We start from the raw sequence: 16727 nt of genomic DNA, 5'->3' as shown, positions 1-16727 counted from the left end.
AAGGACTCGGAAATATTTCTCTGTCACTTGGTGACAACACTGGCTCCAAGGCATCGTTCTTTCTATAATTGTCTGCATCATTATAGTCTGCCTACCGGCGGTCGCCTTCCAGCGGGGAATGTCCGTATTAAAATTTTTCGCTCTAAAAGCGAAAAATTATTAATCCGTCCATGTTGAAAATTTTTATTATTTATTATTAATTATGAGAAGAGAATCTATTGGATTATAATTTATCACGTTTATCTTTTATTTTATTTTTGTCTATGGTTTATGGGCTTCGCCCACACCCAAACAAAAAGTAAAAGTAAAAAATAAATCCTGAAATTATAATGTTTTATTTTTATTACCACCCTTTTTGGGTGTAAACCTCTATATAGAGCTTATCACCCAAAAAGGGTGGTAGAACTAATTAACTAACTAATTGTTCAACTCTCCAAGCACTCTTATAATTTTTCTTTTTACCATTAATGATTTTACTCGTTGGAAATTCAATTATTCTATATGGTATTTCCATCTCTTCTAAAGCTCCATTTAAATTATAAATTTTCCTGAGTAATTTACCATTACTTTTAACATCTATTTTCTTAATTAATTCTTCCCTGTCTTTAAGTTGTAACATTACTTGCCCCTTTATGCTTGCCAAATAATTTTCTAAATCATTTGATTTATAATCTTCTTCAATAGTTCTATAATCCTTTTCATATTTAAATAAATTTTGTAAATATTTACAATACCCATACTCTCCATATACTTTCATTTCAGCAATATCGTTTAAATCAAATTTACATTTAAAATACATTAATTCATTTATCTTTTTAGTCCCTTTATCATCTTCTTTAACAATATCATCATAAACAATATTACTATAATCATTAGATTTTGCTCTTGGATATTCAAGAAGATATTCTTTAACAGTATGTTTTCGCAAATAGTCCGCTTTCTTAATTTTATTTTTCAATTGAGTCTCCATACCACCTAATTGTTGATTAGTTATAGTTTTAATATATACATTTATTTTATCATCATCATTTTGTATTCTTCTTCGTCCTAAACATTGAATAAGCACTCCAATATCTTGCACATCTAGAACTACATGTTTAACATTTTTGTCATTAATATTTACGCCAGCATCAAGGCAAGTAGTTGTAATTAATATCTGTTCCTCAAACATTTCATTTTGGAGCATATCAGCTATTTTTTTCTGATCTACATACTTATAAAATCCCTTATTGTTATTCTTGCTACAATTAAACAAACATACATTTTCATATTTTTTATATAAGTTATACGCCTTCTCAACAGATTGTATAAAGAAAATCCCTTTATCTTTTTTCTCTATTGCTTCTTCAATAAATTTTTCTAATGTTTCATTCTTGTTAAAGAAAGTCAATGATTTTATAAATTTAAATTCTATTGGTAACTCATAATCAATAGTATTAATCTTTCTAATATAATTAATATATCGTTTCATATAGTCACCAGTAGCACTCATAAATATTATCTTTTTATCATTTTGTGCTAATATCATATCTAGACTTATGTCTGTCTTTATATTAAATGCAGCATCACCTAGAAAATAATGGAATTCATCATTAACGATATATTCATATTCTGAGAAATCGAAAAATGCACTATTCTCTAGACTCTGGTATGTCTTAATATCTATTGTGTCTGTCTTTTTGTCTTTTTCTATTTCTTTTCGAAATTGATCAACACAGTTAATTCTATGTATTAACATTAATATCTTTTTATTATTTTGCTTACATAAATCGTATAAGATATTTTTGATAAAATAACTTTTTCCGGCTCCAGTTCCAGCAGTGATAGTTATAATATCCCCAGGACTCCATCTTAAGACTTCATTCGCTGTAATAATGTGACTTATTCTTTTCATCCATATAACCACTTAGCCCTTTCTTTTTCTTATTTAATTCGGTTCAATTTTTCATTGACAATTGATTTTCCATAATGATATATTAACGTCAGGAGTTTTATTGATTCACGCCAAAAATATATAGTTCTAAGGTGCGTCATCCTAGACGTTCCTTTTTATTTAGAAATCAAAGGTATTACTAATTTGCAATACCCCTGCTATGTATAAATTCCCATAGCTCATCCAGATAAGCTTTGTTTTGGAGGAGGCAGGTTCCGACCCTGCATGTATCTGGCAACATAACCAATGATATTATGTTAAGAGCGAAATTGCATTATATTAACCTGGCTGCTGATACCCAGGGTTAATATCTAACCTTATGTTTCTTTTCAAATTCTTCAATAAACTCATTGTATTTTGCAATTAGTTCGTCAGAGAGATTGATTAAATTATTCTCCCATTGACTTATAGCTGATGCTGAACAACCACAATATCTGCTCACATCTATTAACCTAATACGGTTTCTTTTGCGGAATATGATATACCTCTCACGACCCTTCATTATGCTAGTCATTAGCAAACTACTTCACCTCTTTTTAAATCCTAAATTATATTAAAAAATTTTTAAGTAAAAAAATTTTATTATTTATTTACCTTACACATTTTTAAGTGAGAAGGAATGTAGTCCAATCGCAGCAATCCAGGTACTGCTCCTATATCCCTTCTCATAGTGTAAAAATATAAATAATGCTAATAAACCATTGTAAATTAAGTGTTTATAGTATGTTTTTATTATATTAGAGTTGGTATAAAACCAGTTATAAACCATTGTATTTATTGTGTTTATAAAGGTTTTCTAAATGTTAACAAACTTTTTTCTTTTGTCTTCTATTTCTCATACTAATTTTAGACCTTTCATTCTTAACTTCGTCAGCACAATGTTCACACATTGTTTGTCTATTAGATGTTCTCTTGACTCTCTTATTACATTTGGAGCATAAAATAGAATTAGTATCAATATTACTCTTTAAATTCTGAACTATTGCATCTCCAAAGACATTAAATAATAGTTCTTTCCTACCTTTTCTTTCATTTTTATTTTTATATACATACTTAACAATCATATCTACTGCATCTTCATATTTAATGTTATTTTCTTCAAAACACATATTGAACTCATACTTTAGAGTTTCCCACGTTGCAGAAGAAATTTCTTCTTTTGTCATTGAGGTATTTTTATAGAAGTATTTTTGCATTTCTTGATTGAGTCTTTTATACTCTTTGATAACTATATGATTAATTTCTATCTTTTTATTTCTAAGTAAATTGTCATATCGAAAATGACCAAATTGACTATAATCATATTTCTTATATGGGATATCTTCTATTCTTTTGCATATTTTATTTACTGTTGAGTTGTTTATTTTTTCTAAATCATACTCCCTATAGTTATCTTTAACAAATCTAAAGAAGTAAGGTAATTTAATTTTCTTATCAACATCATTGATTTTTTTATTCATATCACCTTTAATTTTAGGCATAAGTAATGTTTTGGCTGCATCAATGCTGAAGTTATTTATCGTACAAATAACCTTGATCATTTCTATATCATATTCATTACTATTCCATAATCTAGTTAGTTTATTGCTATACTCCCCAATGTTCCCATACTTAAAAGCAGAAACTAGAGAAGTATATATATTATCTGAATTAATTTCCTGTGGTTTAGCAACACCCATTTCGTAATGCAAAGGGACTATCCCCTCTGTATTTCTTTTGGCTATTTCTATTAGTTTTTTATCTGTTCCAACTACAGCCAAGTCGCCATCGTTATCGAACATTAGTAACTTACTGATTAAATCATGGCAACTAGTATAAACACCATTTGTAATAAACCAATTTTCATTTCTATAGTCAACCACATTGTTTCTTATTCCCCATTCGACAAATAAATGAGGGTTACGATTAACTATTATTTCAGGTTCATCTTTATATAATTTACAAGATACTTCGCCATTTTTTAATAATCCAACAGGGTATTTTCTTCCACCTAAACTATATTCCATCCATGCGAATACATCTGGAAGCAAATATGTGTACCTTATATTATCTAACTCGAATTTACCACTTTTTGCTTCTTTCTTCTTAGAATTTATTTTATTAGACAACTTGGTTTGTACAAATGGATCTTTAATCAATTCAGGGTATATAGTTAATGCTTGCTGAAGATAATTTTTCTTCTTTTTCTTCTCATTTGCCCCTAAAATATCTAACATAAAATCTTTTTGATTATATGCTTTTGTTAAATAATCAACAACATCTTTAGTAAAATAATCTATTTCACAATTTTGCATACACAAGAGTGTTTGCCACATTTGATATGGAACATGCTTATTTTTAAACTTATTTTGGTCAGGCTCTACATTACATTTAGAAGCATGACAATTATTATCTTTAAATTTAGTTTTATAATCTTCCCATGACAAATAATACTTTGACATTTTGAATTGGCTTTTAAAAAAAACATATCTTATATCATCTTTTTGCAAGTCCCATTCCTTACCATAAATATCAGTAACTTTATAGTTTCCGTTATTATAAGTTTTGCACCAAGTTAAATAGTCACAAGGGGTAAGCAAACCTTTAATCCAGGGCAAACGCACCATAAAGTTTTTACTTGATTCACTAGGAAGAATCCATCCACAACCATCTGAATGGGTAATAGAAATTTTCATTGTTCTCCTATTAGATTTATCATTTATTTCCCAATAATTTATTTTCGCTACTTCTTTATTCCTTTTCTTTTTGATTTCAGTTACCAACTTTTTTTCTATATAATCTACTTCGCCTTCTACTTTTGTTTCAAAATCAGGTAATACTATTGCTTTATCAATATCAAAACTTTTCCATTTATCTGTAGCCCCATTACATAGGGCAAGATAGGCTAGGTACTTATTAATATTACAACCATAATGCTTTTCACCATCAATTATAAATTCCATATTATTTATTTGTTCTTCGGTTAGGCCACACATCAAAGTATTTTTGTATTGTTCCCAAAGAGATTTTTTGATCATGACTATTTTTTGCTGTCTAATTTGACCAGCACTAGATGTAAAATAACTATAGACATCATCTTGGAAAATACAGCCTCTTTTAATTAATTGTTTAAGTATAGAATATTTTTTTATTTTAATGATGATTAAATCAGTTGTAAGTTTGTTATATTCGAGGTTTAATGTTCTAGTTAAGTATGAGTCAAAGATAGAAATCATATTGTATTTTGATACCTTTTTAGGATTTAGAATACGAACATCTTTATATTTCTCTATTAATTGATCAAGTAACTTCTTTAGTTTGTTATGTTTCTTTTTACAGCCTTGATATGTTGGGTTATTTTTTAATAATGTTTTAAATGCTTTTGATTTAATAATGTATTTATAATCTTTCATTAACTTATTGATATATTTTTTTATGTCTTTGTTTAGTCTTTTTGAGAAAATCAAATGTCTAAAGTCAGTTAAATTATATTTAATATTTTCTTTATTGGTATTACATAAGGGGCAATTGAATCCCATTTTTAATAACGAATATAAAGTGAACTGCTCTATAGACTGCATTTTAATTTCTAACCATTTTTTTCTTCTGCTTACCTTCTCTTCATTATGTAAAAACTTTTTCTCTTTATCCGAATAAAAGCTATTTGCATTGACACTATAAATTTGTATTTGTTTGTTTAGCAATAAAGTTTCCTCCAATTCTTTGTTTAAATTTAATTTGTTTAATCTTAACTTTTATTACTCTTAATTTAAGTAGTAAAAGTTTTTCGGTGATAAATTAATTTCAACATTATTGAGCTTTGCATCTATAAATTTCTTTTGCTCTGGCGTTAATATAGAATAAATCATGTCAAATGCTCTCAAATGGTTTCCAAAGTATTCATTGTGTTGAAAGAAAAAGTCTTGGATTTTCTTAAATTCGCTCATTGCTTTTTGATAATTTTCTGCATCCTTGCTCAATGTTTTAGCATTATTGCTTAATTCATCAGCATAATTTGAAATTTTTCTTCTATATTCTTCTATCTCTATAACTACTCTATCGCATTTTTTACACATATTAGATTCCTCCATATTATTTTCTATAGTTTGGTTAGGGGGTAGCAGCCAGGCACATACTCCTGGCTGCTATCCGCAATTACTTATTTCCTAATTTGAGGAAATTGTGGTTGTTCAAATGTTGGCACTTGGATATTGTTTTGAATATTTTTTAGGATATCTTCAGGTGATAAATTTAGTTTTATTTTTGTTGAATCTCCTCCAAATAATTTATCTACTATCTTTTGTACGTTGCTAGGTTGTTCCGTTGAATTAGGCAATGTATCCGGCTTTTTCAATTCATTAATGGCCTCTTGGCTAACTCCAAGGGTTTTTAATTGATTTACTGATAAATGAAATCTTTTAATATCGTTTGGATCAATTAGAATCCAATCATCAGCCCAAATATCTTCATTACCAGGGAGCCATTGCTCCGATATACTCTCAGGTTGTTTTTGAGTAATTACTTCAAACTCTTTATTTTTACATCTGACAAATTTTCCATCCCAATTACTTCTACCTATTATTTTGTTGTCCTTAAGTTCTGATATTGCTTCTTCATACGTCATGATAATTTTCTCCTTATAAGTCAAAATAAATTTCCTCCTTTAATTTGTTAAAAATGGTATGTACAATTGAAACCCCTTGAACTCTACACAGCCCTCACCCCTTTCCAGAAGAAACAAAAAAACACAGTGAATTAGACCTACTACCTTAAAATTGGGCAGAGATCCCCCTGTGTTTCAGAAGTCTCCCATTGCCTATTTCTAGTTATGGACGCTAGGAACAGGAATGGGCTATATTAGTTATTATTAATACTAGATTAAATATTGGTTAGTTAATAAACGTCATTAACGACAATATAGAATCTTGTAATCTTCTTCCTGTTCCTGTTAGCGTCCATTTATGATCACTCCCTTCTCTACGTTTTTAAGGGACTTTATAACAACCCTTTAAATACTCATTATTGAAATTCCATAACTATGAACATCTCGAAATTCTTTCTCTTTGCCGTTTAGATAATCAGTTGTAGAGGATTGCATAAATAGCTCTATCCAAGCACTCATTTCTAACGTCTGCAAGGATTTTTTTTAATAACTGATTACCTAAACCATTAATATTTATTTATAACTCCTCTATTAAACAATTGTTTTGTTTAAAATAAATGTTTAATCCTTCAACTCTATTTTCTGCTTCCTGTTTTGTTAAAAAACAATCGAACCCAATTTCTCCACCATGAATAGCACTTCCAAATTGATATCTTATAGAATTAGTATCATTTTTATCTATTTCAATAATATGTCCTGGTATTTTTAAAACCTGTGCTTTTTTTCTTATTTTGTAATCATTATTATAATCGCCTTCTATCTCATACATACTAGTTACAAATACTTCATCACCAATATTCATCTGTCATCCCTTTTTCTCATTTTATTATTACTTTTAGTTTGTTTCTGGGATTAAAGGCATGATAAACCATCCATCATGCCCATTATAATTTACATGTTAAAGTTTTATTTTTCCTAATGCTTCTCCCAATCTTTCATTATCAGATTTCTCATCATTTTCAATCTTCCACAGTAAGTCAGCAATTAATTTCCTTAAATTAATTACATTGTTTGCCAGATAGCCATCACATCTTGCACCAGTTTTTTCATATATTCTTTCTTGTTCTAGATTTTAAAGAATATAATTAATCTCCGATAATTCTCTGCTAAATCTTTGGGAAATTTTTTGCTTATTCTTTTTGGTTTGTTCAATCGTAGCATCGTACATTTTTTCACACATTTGTTCTAGATCATTTTTCTCGTTATCTGTCATCTGTTTTATCTACCTTTCTCTATTAAATTTCTTTGGGACTCCCTAAAATATTTTTTCGTCTCGTTCTTTAGTTAATCTAATAGATTTTGAAATATTATCCTCTTTTACTAATTTTACTCCGCTTATAATGTTGCTATACTTCCTGTGAGGGACTACATATTGTAGTTTATCGTGTTTTGCTATTTTGAAGTCTACCATAAAATTAACAATAGAACTTGAAATAGTAAATCCTTGGTCAAATTGTTTTATGATTTGGTTATAGTCCTCCATGAAATTGCCAGTGTTGATTCTTAATACTTCTCTACTTTCGTTGTTTTCGTCAAATTCCAGCATATAAACACCATTGTATGTGGCTGGCTCAAATTCTTCATAATCACAGGCTAATATATAATCACTCATAGATTTTCCTCCATTCAAGTTAATTAATTGGTTGCAAATTTCCATTTAATACGTTTTTATTCTAAAAAAACACCTCTCAACCCTTGATATTACTAGCTTCACACCCTATTTTCTATTCACCTTACAATATAAAATTAGTATTGACATACTAACTTTGTTGTTTTATATTAGGGTAAGGGAATTGATATTCGCAGTATCTAATTCCAAATTTTTACCTACATTTCCAGATTATTCTATTCGATTTTCAAGGAACGATCTTGCATAATTAGTTAGATAGCAACAAAAAAAGGTATTGCTCCATACAATACCTTAACCTACCTAAAGATTTTTAGCATTGTATCCAAAATATAAAATAGCATCACCACCTTTTCAGAGGTACTTTTAACGGAAAGCTTTTTAGCGATCCGTTATTTGTAGTATAGCTCTTTTTGTAGTTGGATGTCAATCATTGTTTTGTCAGCAAATTCCGACAATTTATTACTCTGATTGTTAACCAGGGAAAAATTTCCTTGGTTTTATTATTTAATCATCAAAATAATTAGAATGAGCATCTTCATATTCATCTTGCCGTAGTTGTTCATGAAGGAATTTTTCATAACCTTCCTGAGAATTGCCATATATTTTGTGCTTCTGGTATGTCTCCCAATATGGTAGATAATAATCATCGAAATAATGTTTTGTTTGGAGCCATTTTTCGAACTCTAGTAGATATCCAATCTCCCCTAGGAATTGATACATAAATCTTGCATAGATTTCTTTTTGCATCGGATGCTCCGGCTGTAGTTCTGGTTGTTGTGGTTCCGGCCACTTTATTAAAGGAAAATTAATAACTTTACCCATAGCCTTACCCCTACGCCGTCATTCTTCTAACAAATTCTTTAGCAATTTTCACAAATATGGGCTTATATTTTTTTCGGATTGCTCTCTCTATTTTTTTGTGTTTGCTTATGCATCCTTTAGGTATATCATGACTTAATATAAATAAATTGGGTAATTGATTCTCTGTAGGGTATACCGGAAAATCATTTCGATTAGCATAAACTAGTTCCCATGATAAACCAGGAATTTGAGCAACTTCATTAAGTTCTTTTAGCTGCTCAATTTCAGCAAGAGCTAATTCTTTTGAATTATGCCACTGGGTAGCATTTCTGTTCGCAGTATAACACCATTCTGTTTCGCTACCATCCAAATTTTTAACTGTTGTCCTTAAAGAACCTCCAATACAACCGAAAGAATCAACGATAAAATAACCGAAATGTTCTTTCATATTAATCTCACCCCTACTTATTTATTGATTATAGTATATACAGTAATCATTTCTTTGTCAATGTTTAAAATAAAAAACTCTGTGCTATGACAGAGTTTTCCAACGAATATATTCCGAAATCGATTTACCTTGTTCTTCTGCTTTAGTTTTAATAATTAGCCATTCCTCATCAGTACATTTAAAAGTTCGCAATTTATATTTATCTTCATCCTTTACTGGTTTACGTCCAGCCCCTTCTCGTTTACCGCCACGTTTCGATTTTACTTCCATAAAATACTTCCCCCTGTCGAACTTTTGATTTCTATATATATTATAATCAGATATTACCATGTTTAGCAAGAATTGTCATTAATAAGTCAAAAATAAAACCAGTCCGCATAAGACTGGTTCTTCATTTCCTTAATTTTATCTTTCCCCAATTCATCAAGTAATTCCTTTTGTTCTTGTTCAGATAGCTTAGTCCATATCTTAGATGCGGAAGTTTTTGATATAATGCCTGTATCAAGTAGTTCTTTAATTTCAGGTGTAAGTTTACGTTCAATTTCAAGAAGTTCTCGCAATGTTCTTTCTGGAATCCCTAATTGACTTGCTATTTCTTGTTGAGTAAGAGCAGACTGGAGATAATCGCCTCTCTGTCCATGCTTTAAACCACACAACTCAACATACTGAACTGCTACTTTTCTTTGTTTCACAGGATCATTCTTCCTGAGATAATATCGCATAAATCTTATATGCTGTTGTTGCTTTAAGTTTGTTGGATTCTACTAGGTCTTGTAGTTCTGGGATGAGAGTAGTTAATTTTTTATAATTATGTAATTGTTGCGGTGTTAATCCAATTTGTTCAGCCAATTCTTCTTGATTCGGAGTCTTAAAATTATTTGAAGACTCCTTTTTATTAAATTGATTGCCATAAAAATCTTTTCCACCATGTTTAATCCCATAAATCCTTTCTAACTCAACAATGCACTTAGCCATTTTCATTGGGTTAACATTGCCAATTCCAATTATTTACTAAACAGAAAACTTCTCACCGTCAAATTAGACGGAAAGATTAATTACTAAACATATAAAAGAAACTGGCTCCATCCTCATAAACTTTCTCGTTATTGGGAATCTCTCTGATCTTCCGCTCTAACTGGTCAATTATTGCCATAAGATTTTCATGAAACTGGCTTACTGTAATATCATCCTGCTTATATGACTTCATTAATTGTGGCTGGTTGGCAATTGATTCAAGAATTGCCAAAGCGGTCTTTAATATGTTTGTATTACTGGCAGGGTTATAATTTTCACTGTCCACAAGGCCATTTTCCTGGCAATAAATATCTAATTCAGAAGAAGTGAGGGAAATCCCCTTAGTTCCATTTCTAAGAGTTCTAAATTGGTCATAGTGATACCTCCTTGAAATTGGGAATAAAAAGAAGTGATACTAAACCACTTCTTTTAAATACAACATCTTTTAAGAATTGAATACTGAGTTATTCCATTGATACGTCCACTCACCATATGTTCCATGTACTTCTAGGTAATACCATCCAACATAATCAACAGAAACTATTTTATCTGCCACATAGTCACCAATCTCATTTGCTATAACCTCAACCAAATTTTGGTTTGAATCTGATAGTTTTACTATAAAATTGCCTGTGCCCTTATAAGTTCCTGTGAAATGCAATTGGCCACTCGAAATATATACTTTCCATATTTGTTTTTCATTAGTATCAACAATTTTTTGGGGTTTATATTGATCTTGACTTACAGTAGTATTTATTGTTGTTTGTAATTCTGTCTCTTTTTTATTAACAAGATTATGTTTAAAAGATAAAATTTGTTCCTTCATTGGGCCATTATAATTATCTGAAACTTTTTCTATTGTGATTTTTGCAAGTGATAAATTATTTTCACTCTTATATTTTTGTGCTCTTGTATAATCGCGAATAGGTTTAGCATCTTTATAATTAAGTTCTACCAACCAATTTAGGTATTCTCCTTCTTCCCATTTTTCTGCCATAACTGAATTTATTATTTTCTGATATAATTCCTCTTGACCTTTTAATATTTCTTGGTGATTTTCCACATGTTTTTTACATAATAGAATTTCATCAGCTAATGGGCCATTATAGTCATTAGGTATATCGTTAGTAGTCAGTAAAAGATGAGGAGCAGGATTATTATTATTCAATTGTTGCTTTACCCAGGCGTAACAATGTAAAATTTCAAATGTTTTGTTATCCTTGTATTTCACTTTTAAATCCATTAACGTACTTGCTGCTTGCTCCCATTTCTCTTGTTTTAAAAGTTCAACTGCTTCTTGTTGCTTTTGATCCTCTTCACTAAACGTTTTACCATCTCTTTTTACGTTTGATTGACTAACACAAGATACAATAAATAATAGAAACAAAACCATTAGGAAGAAAAGGATATAAAGTTTCTTTGAAGTTATAATACCCATTCCCCCTTAAACAATTTATTTCTATACTACATTAGGCAAGGGGCTATATCACCTACTTCGGCAAACATAGAATTATTTCGACATTATTTTTAATAATTAATTTGTTTATGAGATTTTATTGTAAATTTTAAATTTAAATCTATTTGGATATAACATCATTTATATTGATGTTAAATTTATGATTTTTATACACATTTTCTTCTGTCCACTTATCTATAAATTTACTTGTTTCTTCATCAATAAATTTTTCTCCACACTGGCTGCATACCTCGTGTCGGATGTTTGGAATTGTATATTTTTTCCTATCGAAACTAAAGGTAAAATCTAAATTTTTAATTTCAATTATTCCATCACAAATTACACATTTTTCCATTATTTTTTTTACTCGTTCTTTCAACCTTTCAATGTCTACGTCCTGGCCTTTTCGCTGATAATCTTTAATAGCTTTAATATCTTTTGCCATATTTCTTTGTGTTTTTTCGAGTCTTACTTGACCTTGTTTGATTTCTTGCAACTCAGCGATAACTTGTCTTAATAACTCTTCTATCTTGATCACACCCCGTTATAAGTTAAATATATAATAAAATAAAATAAACTAAAGCTAACATAGATAATACGGGTAAAAGTCTTTTAAACAAAAGTTTATGCATGTGTTTGCATCCTCCTTTTATACTTTTACATATGATATGATACATTTTAAAATAGGGAAAGCACATAATTTGGTAAATTGTTATATAATAGCTGGTTTGGAAATGTTTTTCTGAAAGTGTTGTAATTGAGTTGGTGAAATTATTTCATGTCCATCAGTCGAAGTCATTTAGACTTCACCCTGGTTAATAATTCTTTATTGTCTTTTGATTTCACCTAACGTAACGTTAGTTAGGTAATTAATCATTATCATCACTTTTAGTCAGGGTAACATTGACCCATAATATTGGAAATTATTTGTCAGTGTAACACTGACAATATAAACCACTAGATTGGATCATCAATCATCAATTTGGCAGACGCAATATAAATGATACTCAAAAGGCATATTTGAGGGGTTTGCAGTATGAGAATGAGAAAAATAGATGTGCTTTTAAAGGTAATCAATATACTAAAAAAGTGGTAACGGAAGAAAATTCCACCACCACTTCTACAGATAAAAAACCATTTCAATCAATAAAAACAGCCGAACGCACAACATCAAGTAAGTGAAAAACACTAGGTTAGACCGACAAAATAGGGTCTAGGAACGTAGCAAATAAGGTTAGAGTATAAATGTAGTAGGTGAATTTTTTGAAGGTTTAGAGAGGGGATTTTTGATAATTAAATCAGAAATTCTTATTAATATGGCAGGAAATACCTTTCTTCTGTTGAATGTTGGTAGGTGGAAAGGTTGACAAAATTTTGGAAACCTTAAAAGTAATGTTGGTATATCCTAGTGGTTTTAATATTGAAACGAAAGATATTCAATTAAATCAAACTGAATTAATAGGGATGATGTTATCCAATAAAGTAGGTAGTGAGGGAAATTATTTTACAATAAAAGATAAAATATATGAAGATACGAAAGACGGTTATGTAATTACAATAATTTTAGAAAATCAAAACTAAGAGTCAGTAAATGACTCTTTTTTATTTTGGATACAATTAATTATCTGATAGAAATACCCCATTCAAAAAATATTCTTTAAAAACAAAAACCTCTAAGAATTTCTTCTCAAAGGTTATTTTTCATTCCGAATCCATTCCGAATCTTAGGAACTTTACGGGTACTTTGGGAACCTTTTTATCACCTTAATCTTCTCTTAAAATTTTGTTGAAGCCCCGTCATTCCTAGACTTTTAAGGATTCTTTAATTTTACAATTTGGTGCGCCTGACAGGAATCGAACCTGTGCACCCGGCTCCGGAGGCCGGCGCTCTATCCCCTGAGCTACAGGCGCATTTATTATGCTATTCTATTATAGCAATAATTTCTCATTTTGCAAGAGAAAACAACAGGCAGCGTTAGATCAGCCTTTACAATATACCATTAGTTATTAGCCAAAGCAATATTTTTTTGAAAGGTTTTTTAAATGGCCCGATAATCTACTGTCACCGGGCTTATCCGATGTCCCTAGAGATTAACTTGTTTCAGCACATCCTTTAATGTTGCTGCCGAGTTTCTTAGGGCAGCTTTTTCTTCCTCTGACATGGAAAGAGCTAAAACCTGCTCCCGGCCAGAACCATTGACAATGCACGGCAGGCTGAGGCAGCAATCCTGTATGCCATAGATGCCATCCACTAGCCCTGATACAGAAAGAATAGAATTTTCATCCCGCAAAATACTTTCGCAAATCCTTTTGATGGCAAAGGCAATGGCATAGTAGGTAGCTTCTTTACGCTGAATAATTTCATAGGCCGCAGTACGCACTCTATGAGCTACCTCCTGCCTGTTCACAGGTTCCAGTCCTCGTAACTTAGAGAATTGCTCCAGGCCCATTCCTGCCACATTGGCAGTACTCCAGAGAGGTACCTGAGAATCCCCGTGTTCTCCTACAATATAGGCATGAACATTGCGAGGCTCTACGCCACAGTATTGTGATAGTTCTGATCTAAACCGTGAGGTATCCAAGACTGTTCCAGAACCAAAGACTTGGCTTTGGGGCAACCCCGATATCTTGAGCGCTGCATAGGTAAGAATATCAACTGGATTGGCCACCATGAGAAAGATAGATTTACCACAGTATTTTAATAAGTGGGGTAGACTTTCTTTTAAAATGGCAATATTTTTATTCACTAGATCCAATCGAGTTTCGCCTGGTTTTTGGTTAGCTCCTGCGGTAAATACAACAATGTTGGCACCTTGGCAATCTTCATAATCACCAGAGTAAATATCCAGCGGCTTGATAAAGGCGGCTGCATCCCCCAAATCCATAGCCTCACCGGCGGCCTTTTCTTTATTTACATCGACTAAAACTAAATCACTGGCTAAACCACTGGCCAAGATGGCAAAGGCAGCCGAAGCTCCCACTTGCCCGGCACCAATTACCGCTATTTTAACACCCTTCTGTAATTTCAATTTTTTTCACTCCCTGGTTATATTTCTTAATAAGGCTTAAAACTAGTATTTCCGGCAAAATAAATACTATGTTTTATTAATTTCCAAATTTTGATGATAGACGAAGTAATGGAAAACTTGTACAATAGACCATAACTTAAAAAGACAGGCCGAATCTCCGGCAAAACCGGAGTACGGGGGACTAAATATACCCGGGGTGAATCCGTAACCTTTCCACGGAGGTGTTAAAAGGTGCGGTAGGGTGCCCTTCAACCCGAACCCGTCAACTAACCTCGAAGGCCAAAAGAGGGGGAAAGTTCATATGAAGTTCTTTGTCCGTTTTAAACGGGCCATAGTATTGGTTTGCCTTTTAGGCCTACTTGTGCCCGCTACAGCAGTGTATGCTTACCAATATACCGTGACCTTAGGAGATTCTCTATATACCATTAGTCAAAAAAACAACATCAGTATTGATAAAATCAAGTCTGCTAACAATCTCAGCCAAGATTTGATTCACCCTGGTCAAGTATTAAATATACCCGATAAGCAAAGTCTCCCAGCAGAGACAAAACCAGCAGCGACTCAAGCCCAGCCTGCCAATTCTACATACACCGTACAACCGGGGGATAGCCTCTATGTAATTGCTGAAAAAAATGGCTTGCGTCCAGAATCTTTAATGTTAGCCAATAGCTTAAGCGGCACATTAATTTATCCGGGTCAGCAGTTGATTGTACCCATTGCTGCTACCCGCAGCACTACTCCCATGGCTGCGGAAGTTAGTCGCAGTGCTAAACGCCCGGTAATCCCTTTTACTGATGAAGACCTTGACTTACTGAGCCGTCTGGTTACTGCCGAGGCTGGTGGTGAACCTGTTTCAGCTCAGGTTGGTGTAGCTGCGGTAGTACTTAACCGAGTAAAAAGTAGTACCTTCCAGAACACTATTCGAGATGTGATTTATGCTCCTAATCAATTTTCCCCTGTGCGAAACGGCTGGATCAATCGCCCTGCCACAAGCACTGCCATTGAGGCTGCCAAAGACGCTCTCTATGGCAACGACCCCACCAACGGAGCACTGTATTTCTTTGATAATTCTGCTAGCAATTCTTTCCTGCGCTCCTTACCAGTATCTGCTAAGTATGGCCAAATGATTTATGCTACCAGATAATCATAAAAATTAACGCACTGGGAAACCAGTGCGTTTCAGGTTGTTGATAGCCCTAAACCATGAAAATCCACGGTTTAGGGCTACTTTTATGGTAAATCGGAAGTAAGAAAGTACCCGGTGCAGCAGCGCTCATTTGGATTGCTATCTGTCCCCCGCACTAAGTGCACAGTAAGCGAGCAGATACCAACTTATATTTTAAGCGATCCGTTCAACGGATAAGACTGCACCTGAACCCGCAACTGGAAAAGTGAAATCACCTGCTACAGAAGAGCTCATTTGGACCGATAACTGCTCTCCTGCAGTAAGATCGTAATAGTTAATCAGATTAAAGGTAATTGGCTCTCCGGCAAGCACTTCCATTCCCTGTGACGTAGCTGCTTGTGGAACTCCATCAACGCTAAAGCTAATGGTAACGGTTCCATCCACACTAAAGGCGCCAAGCGCACTGATATCAATGCGATAGGTTCCATCTTCCGTGATTGTAATGTTATTCGCTGTTGTAAAATCAAGACCAGCCGAGGCAGTACTCTGATTGGGCATCGGCACATCAACGGATGTATTCGTCAATGCGATGGTTCCTACTGTCGAGGACAAAGCCCCAAAGGCACCGATTATACCTCCGGTGGGTCC

General features: G+C 32.3%; 19 protein-coding genes, 1 tRNA gene and 1 riboswitch. Of the genes, 2 read left to right on the top strand and 18 right to left on the bottom strand.

Going from position 1 to position 16727, the window contains the following annotated elements:
- Positions 1–409: 409 nt before the first annotated feature.
- The 15 genes from BUA78_RS08580 to BUA78_RS08505 all read right to left on the bottom strand — a co-directional run bounded on the left by BUA78_RS08580 (position 410) and on the right by BUA78_RS08505 (position 12462).
- Entirely contained in the window at positions 410–1894 is a 1485-nt protein-coding gene (locus BUA78_RS08580) for a DEAD/DEAH box helicase (RefSeq protein WP_072913257.1), read from the bottom strand.
- Between the two features lie 343 nt (positions 1895–2237).
- The gene (locus BUA78_RS21065) at positions 2238–2435 is read right to left on the bottom strand and encodes a helix-turn-helix domain-containing protein (protein WP_420795497.1); all 198 of its coding nucleotides are present in this window, start codon (positions 2433–2435) and stop codon (positions 2238–2240) included.
- 301 nt (positions 2436–2736) lie between these two features.
- A complete protein-coding gene (locus BUA78_RS08570) occupies positions 2737–5616 on the bottom strand; it encodes a hypothetical protein (RefSeq protein ID WP_072913251.1) in 2880 nt (959 codons plus the stop codon).
- 60 nt (positions 5617–5676) lie between these two features.
- Positions 5677–5988: a hypothetical protein gene (locus tag BUA78_RS08565; protein ID WP_072913248.1), complete on the bottom strand. Its 312-nt coding sequence runs from the start codon at positions 5986–5988 to the stop codon at positions 5677–5679.
- 83 nt (positions 5989–6071) lie between these two features.
- Positions 6072–6536 carry a Thoeris anti-defense Tad2 family protein gene (locus tag BUA78_RS08560; protein ID WP_139257308.1) on the bottom strand — a complete coding sequence of 155 codons (465 nt, stop codon included), beginning with the start codon at positions 6534–6536 and terminating at the stop codon, positions 6072–6074.
- Between the two features lie 556 nt (positions 6537–7092).
- On the bottom strand, positions 7093–7377 hold the full coding sequence (locus BUA78_RS08555; protein WP_072913242.1) for a hypothetical protein: 285 nt from the start codon (positions 7375–7377) through the stop codon (positions 7093–7095).
- 453 nt (positions 7378–7830) lie between these two features.
- Complete coding sequence (locus tag BUA78_RS08545) at positions 7831–8187, bottom strand: hypothetical protein (RefSeq protein ID WP_072913239.1); 357 nt, start codon at positions 8185–8187, stop codon at positions 7831–7833.
- Positions 8188–8709: 522 nt separating this feature from the next.
- Complete coding sequence (locus BUA78_RS08540; RefSeq protein WP_072913236.1) at positions 8710–9027, bottom strand: hypothetical protein; 318 nt, start codon at positions 9025–9027, stop codon at positions 8710–8712.
- Positions 9028–9037: 10 nt separating this feature from the next.
- The gene (locus tag BUA78_RS08535; RefSeq protein WP_072913233.1) at positions 9038–9454 is read right to left on the bottom strand and encodes a hypothetical protein; all 417 of its coding nucleotides are present in this window, start codon (positions 9452–9454) and stop codon (positions 9038–9040) included.
- Between the two features lie 84 nt (positions 9455–9538).
- Positions 9539–9724: a plasmid mobilization protein gene (locus BUA78_RS08530; protein ID WP_072913230.1), complete on the bottom strand. Its 186-nt coding sequence runs from the start codon at positions 9722–9724 to the stop codon at positions 9539–9541.
- A gap of 86 nt (positions 9725–9810) precedes the next feature.
- Entirely contained in the window at positions 9811–10146 is a 336-nt protein-coding gene (locus BUA78_RS08525; RefSeq protein WP_072913227.1) for a sugar-binding transcriptional regulator, read from the bottom strand.
- A 4-nt stretch (positions 10147–10150) separates the two neighbouring features.
- Positions 10151–10435, bottom strand: a complete 285-nt coding sequence (locus BUA78_RS08520) for a hypothetical protein (RefSeq protein ID WP_072913225.1) — start codon at positions 10433–10435, stop codon at positions 10151–10153.
- Positions 10436–10505: 70 nt separating this feature from the next.
- Complete coding sequence (locus BUA78_RS08515) at positions 10506–10754, bottom strand: hypothetical protein (protein WP_238456768.1); 249 nt, start codon at positions 10752–10754, stop codon at positions 10506–10508.
- A gap of 159 nt (positions 10755–10913) precedes the next feature.
- Entirely contained in the window at positions 10914–11906 is a 993-nt protein-coding gene (locus tag BUA78_RS08510; protein WP_072913222.1) for a hypothetical protein, read from the bottom strand.
- A 139-nt stretch (positions 11907–12045) separates the two neighbouring features.
- Positions 12046–12462: a YgiT-type zinc finger protein gene (locus tag BUA78_RS08505; protein ID WP_072913219.1), complete on the bottom strand. Its 417-nt coding sequence runs from the start codon at positions 12460–12462 to the stop codon at positions 12046–12048.
- An 836-nt stretch (positions 12463–13298) separates the two neighbouring features.
- Here BUA78_RS08505 and BUA78_RS08500 point away from each other — a divergent pair.
- The gene (locus BUA78_RS08500; protein ID WP_139257304.1) at positions 13299–13505 is read left to right on the top strand and encodes a hypothetical protein; all 207 of its coding nucleotides are present in this window, start codon (positions 13299–13301) and stop codon (positions 13503–13505) included.
- A 255-nt stretch (positions 13506–13760) separates the two neighbouring features.
- On the opposite strand, the gene BUA78_RS08495 is transcribed toward BUA78_RS08500, so the two are convergent.
- A tRNA-Arg gene (locus tag BUA78_RS08495) sits at positions 13761–13835 on the bottom strand.
- Between the two features lie 173 nt (positions 13836–14008).
- On the bottom strand, positions 14009–14953 hold the full coding sequence (locus BUA78_RS08490; RefSeq protein ID WP_072913214.1) for an L-lactate dehydrogenase: 945 nt from the start codon (positions 14951–14953) through the stop codon (positions 14009–14011).
- Positions 14954–15090: 137 nt separating this feature from the next.
- Positions 15091–15248: riboswitch (cyclic di-AMP (ydaO/yuaA leader) on the top strand.
- Positions 15249–15254: 6 nt separating this feature from the next.
- Here BUA78_RS08490 and BUA78_RS08485 point away from each other — a divergent pair.
- Positions 15255–16097: a cell wall hydrolase gene (locus BUA78_RS08485; RefSeq protein WP_072913211.1), complete on the top strand. Its 843-nt coding sequence runs from the start codon at positions 15255–15257 to the stop codon at positions 16095–16097.
- Between the two features lie 195 nt (positions 16098–16292).
- Here the strand turns inward: BUA78_RS08485 and BUA78_RS20200 are convergent.
- A partial coding sequence (locus BUA78_RS20200) for a hypothetical protein (RefSeq protein ID WP_175548990.1) occupies positions 16293–16727 on the bottom strand: 435 nt, incomplete at its 5' end.

Source organism: Desulforamulus aeronauticus DSM 10349 (assembly GCF_900142375.1).
GTDB classification, from domain to species: Bacteria; Bacillota; Desulfotomaculia; order Desulfotomaculales; family Desulfotomaculaceae; genus Desulfotomaculum; species Desulfotomaculum aeronauticum.
The sequence above is the reverse complement of the archived record's forward strand: the minus strand, read 5'-3'. Positions and strand labels throughout refer to the sequence as shown.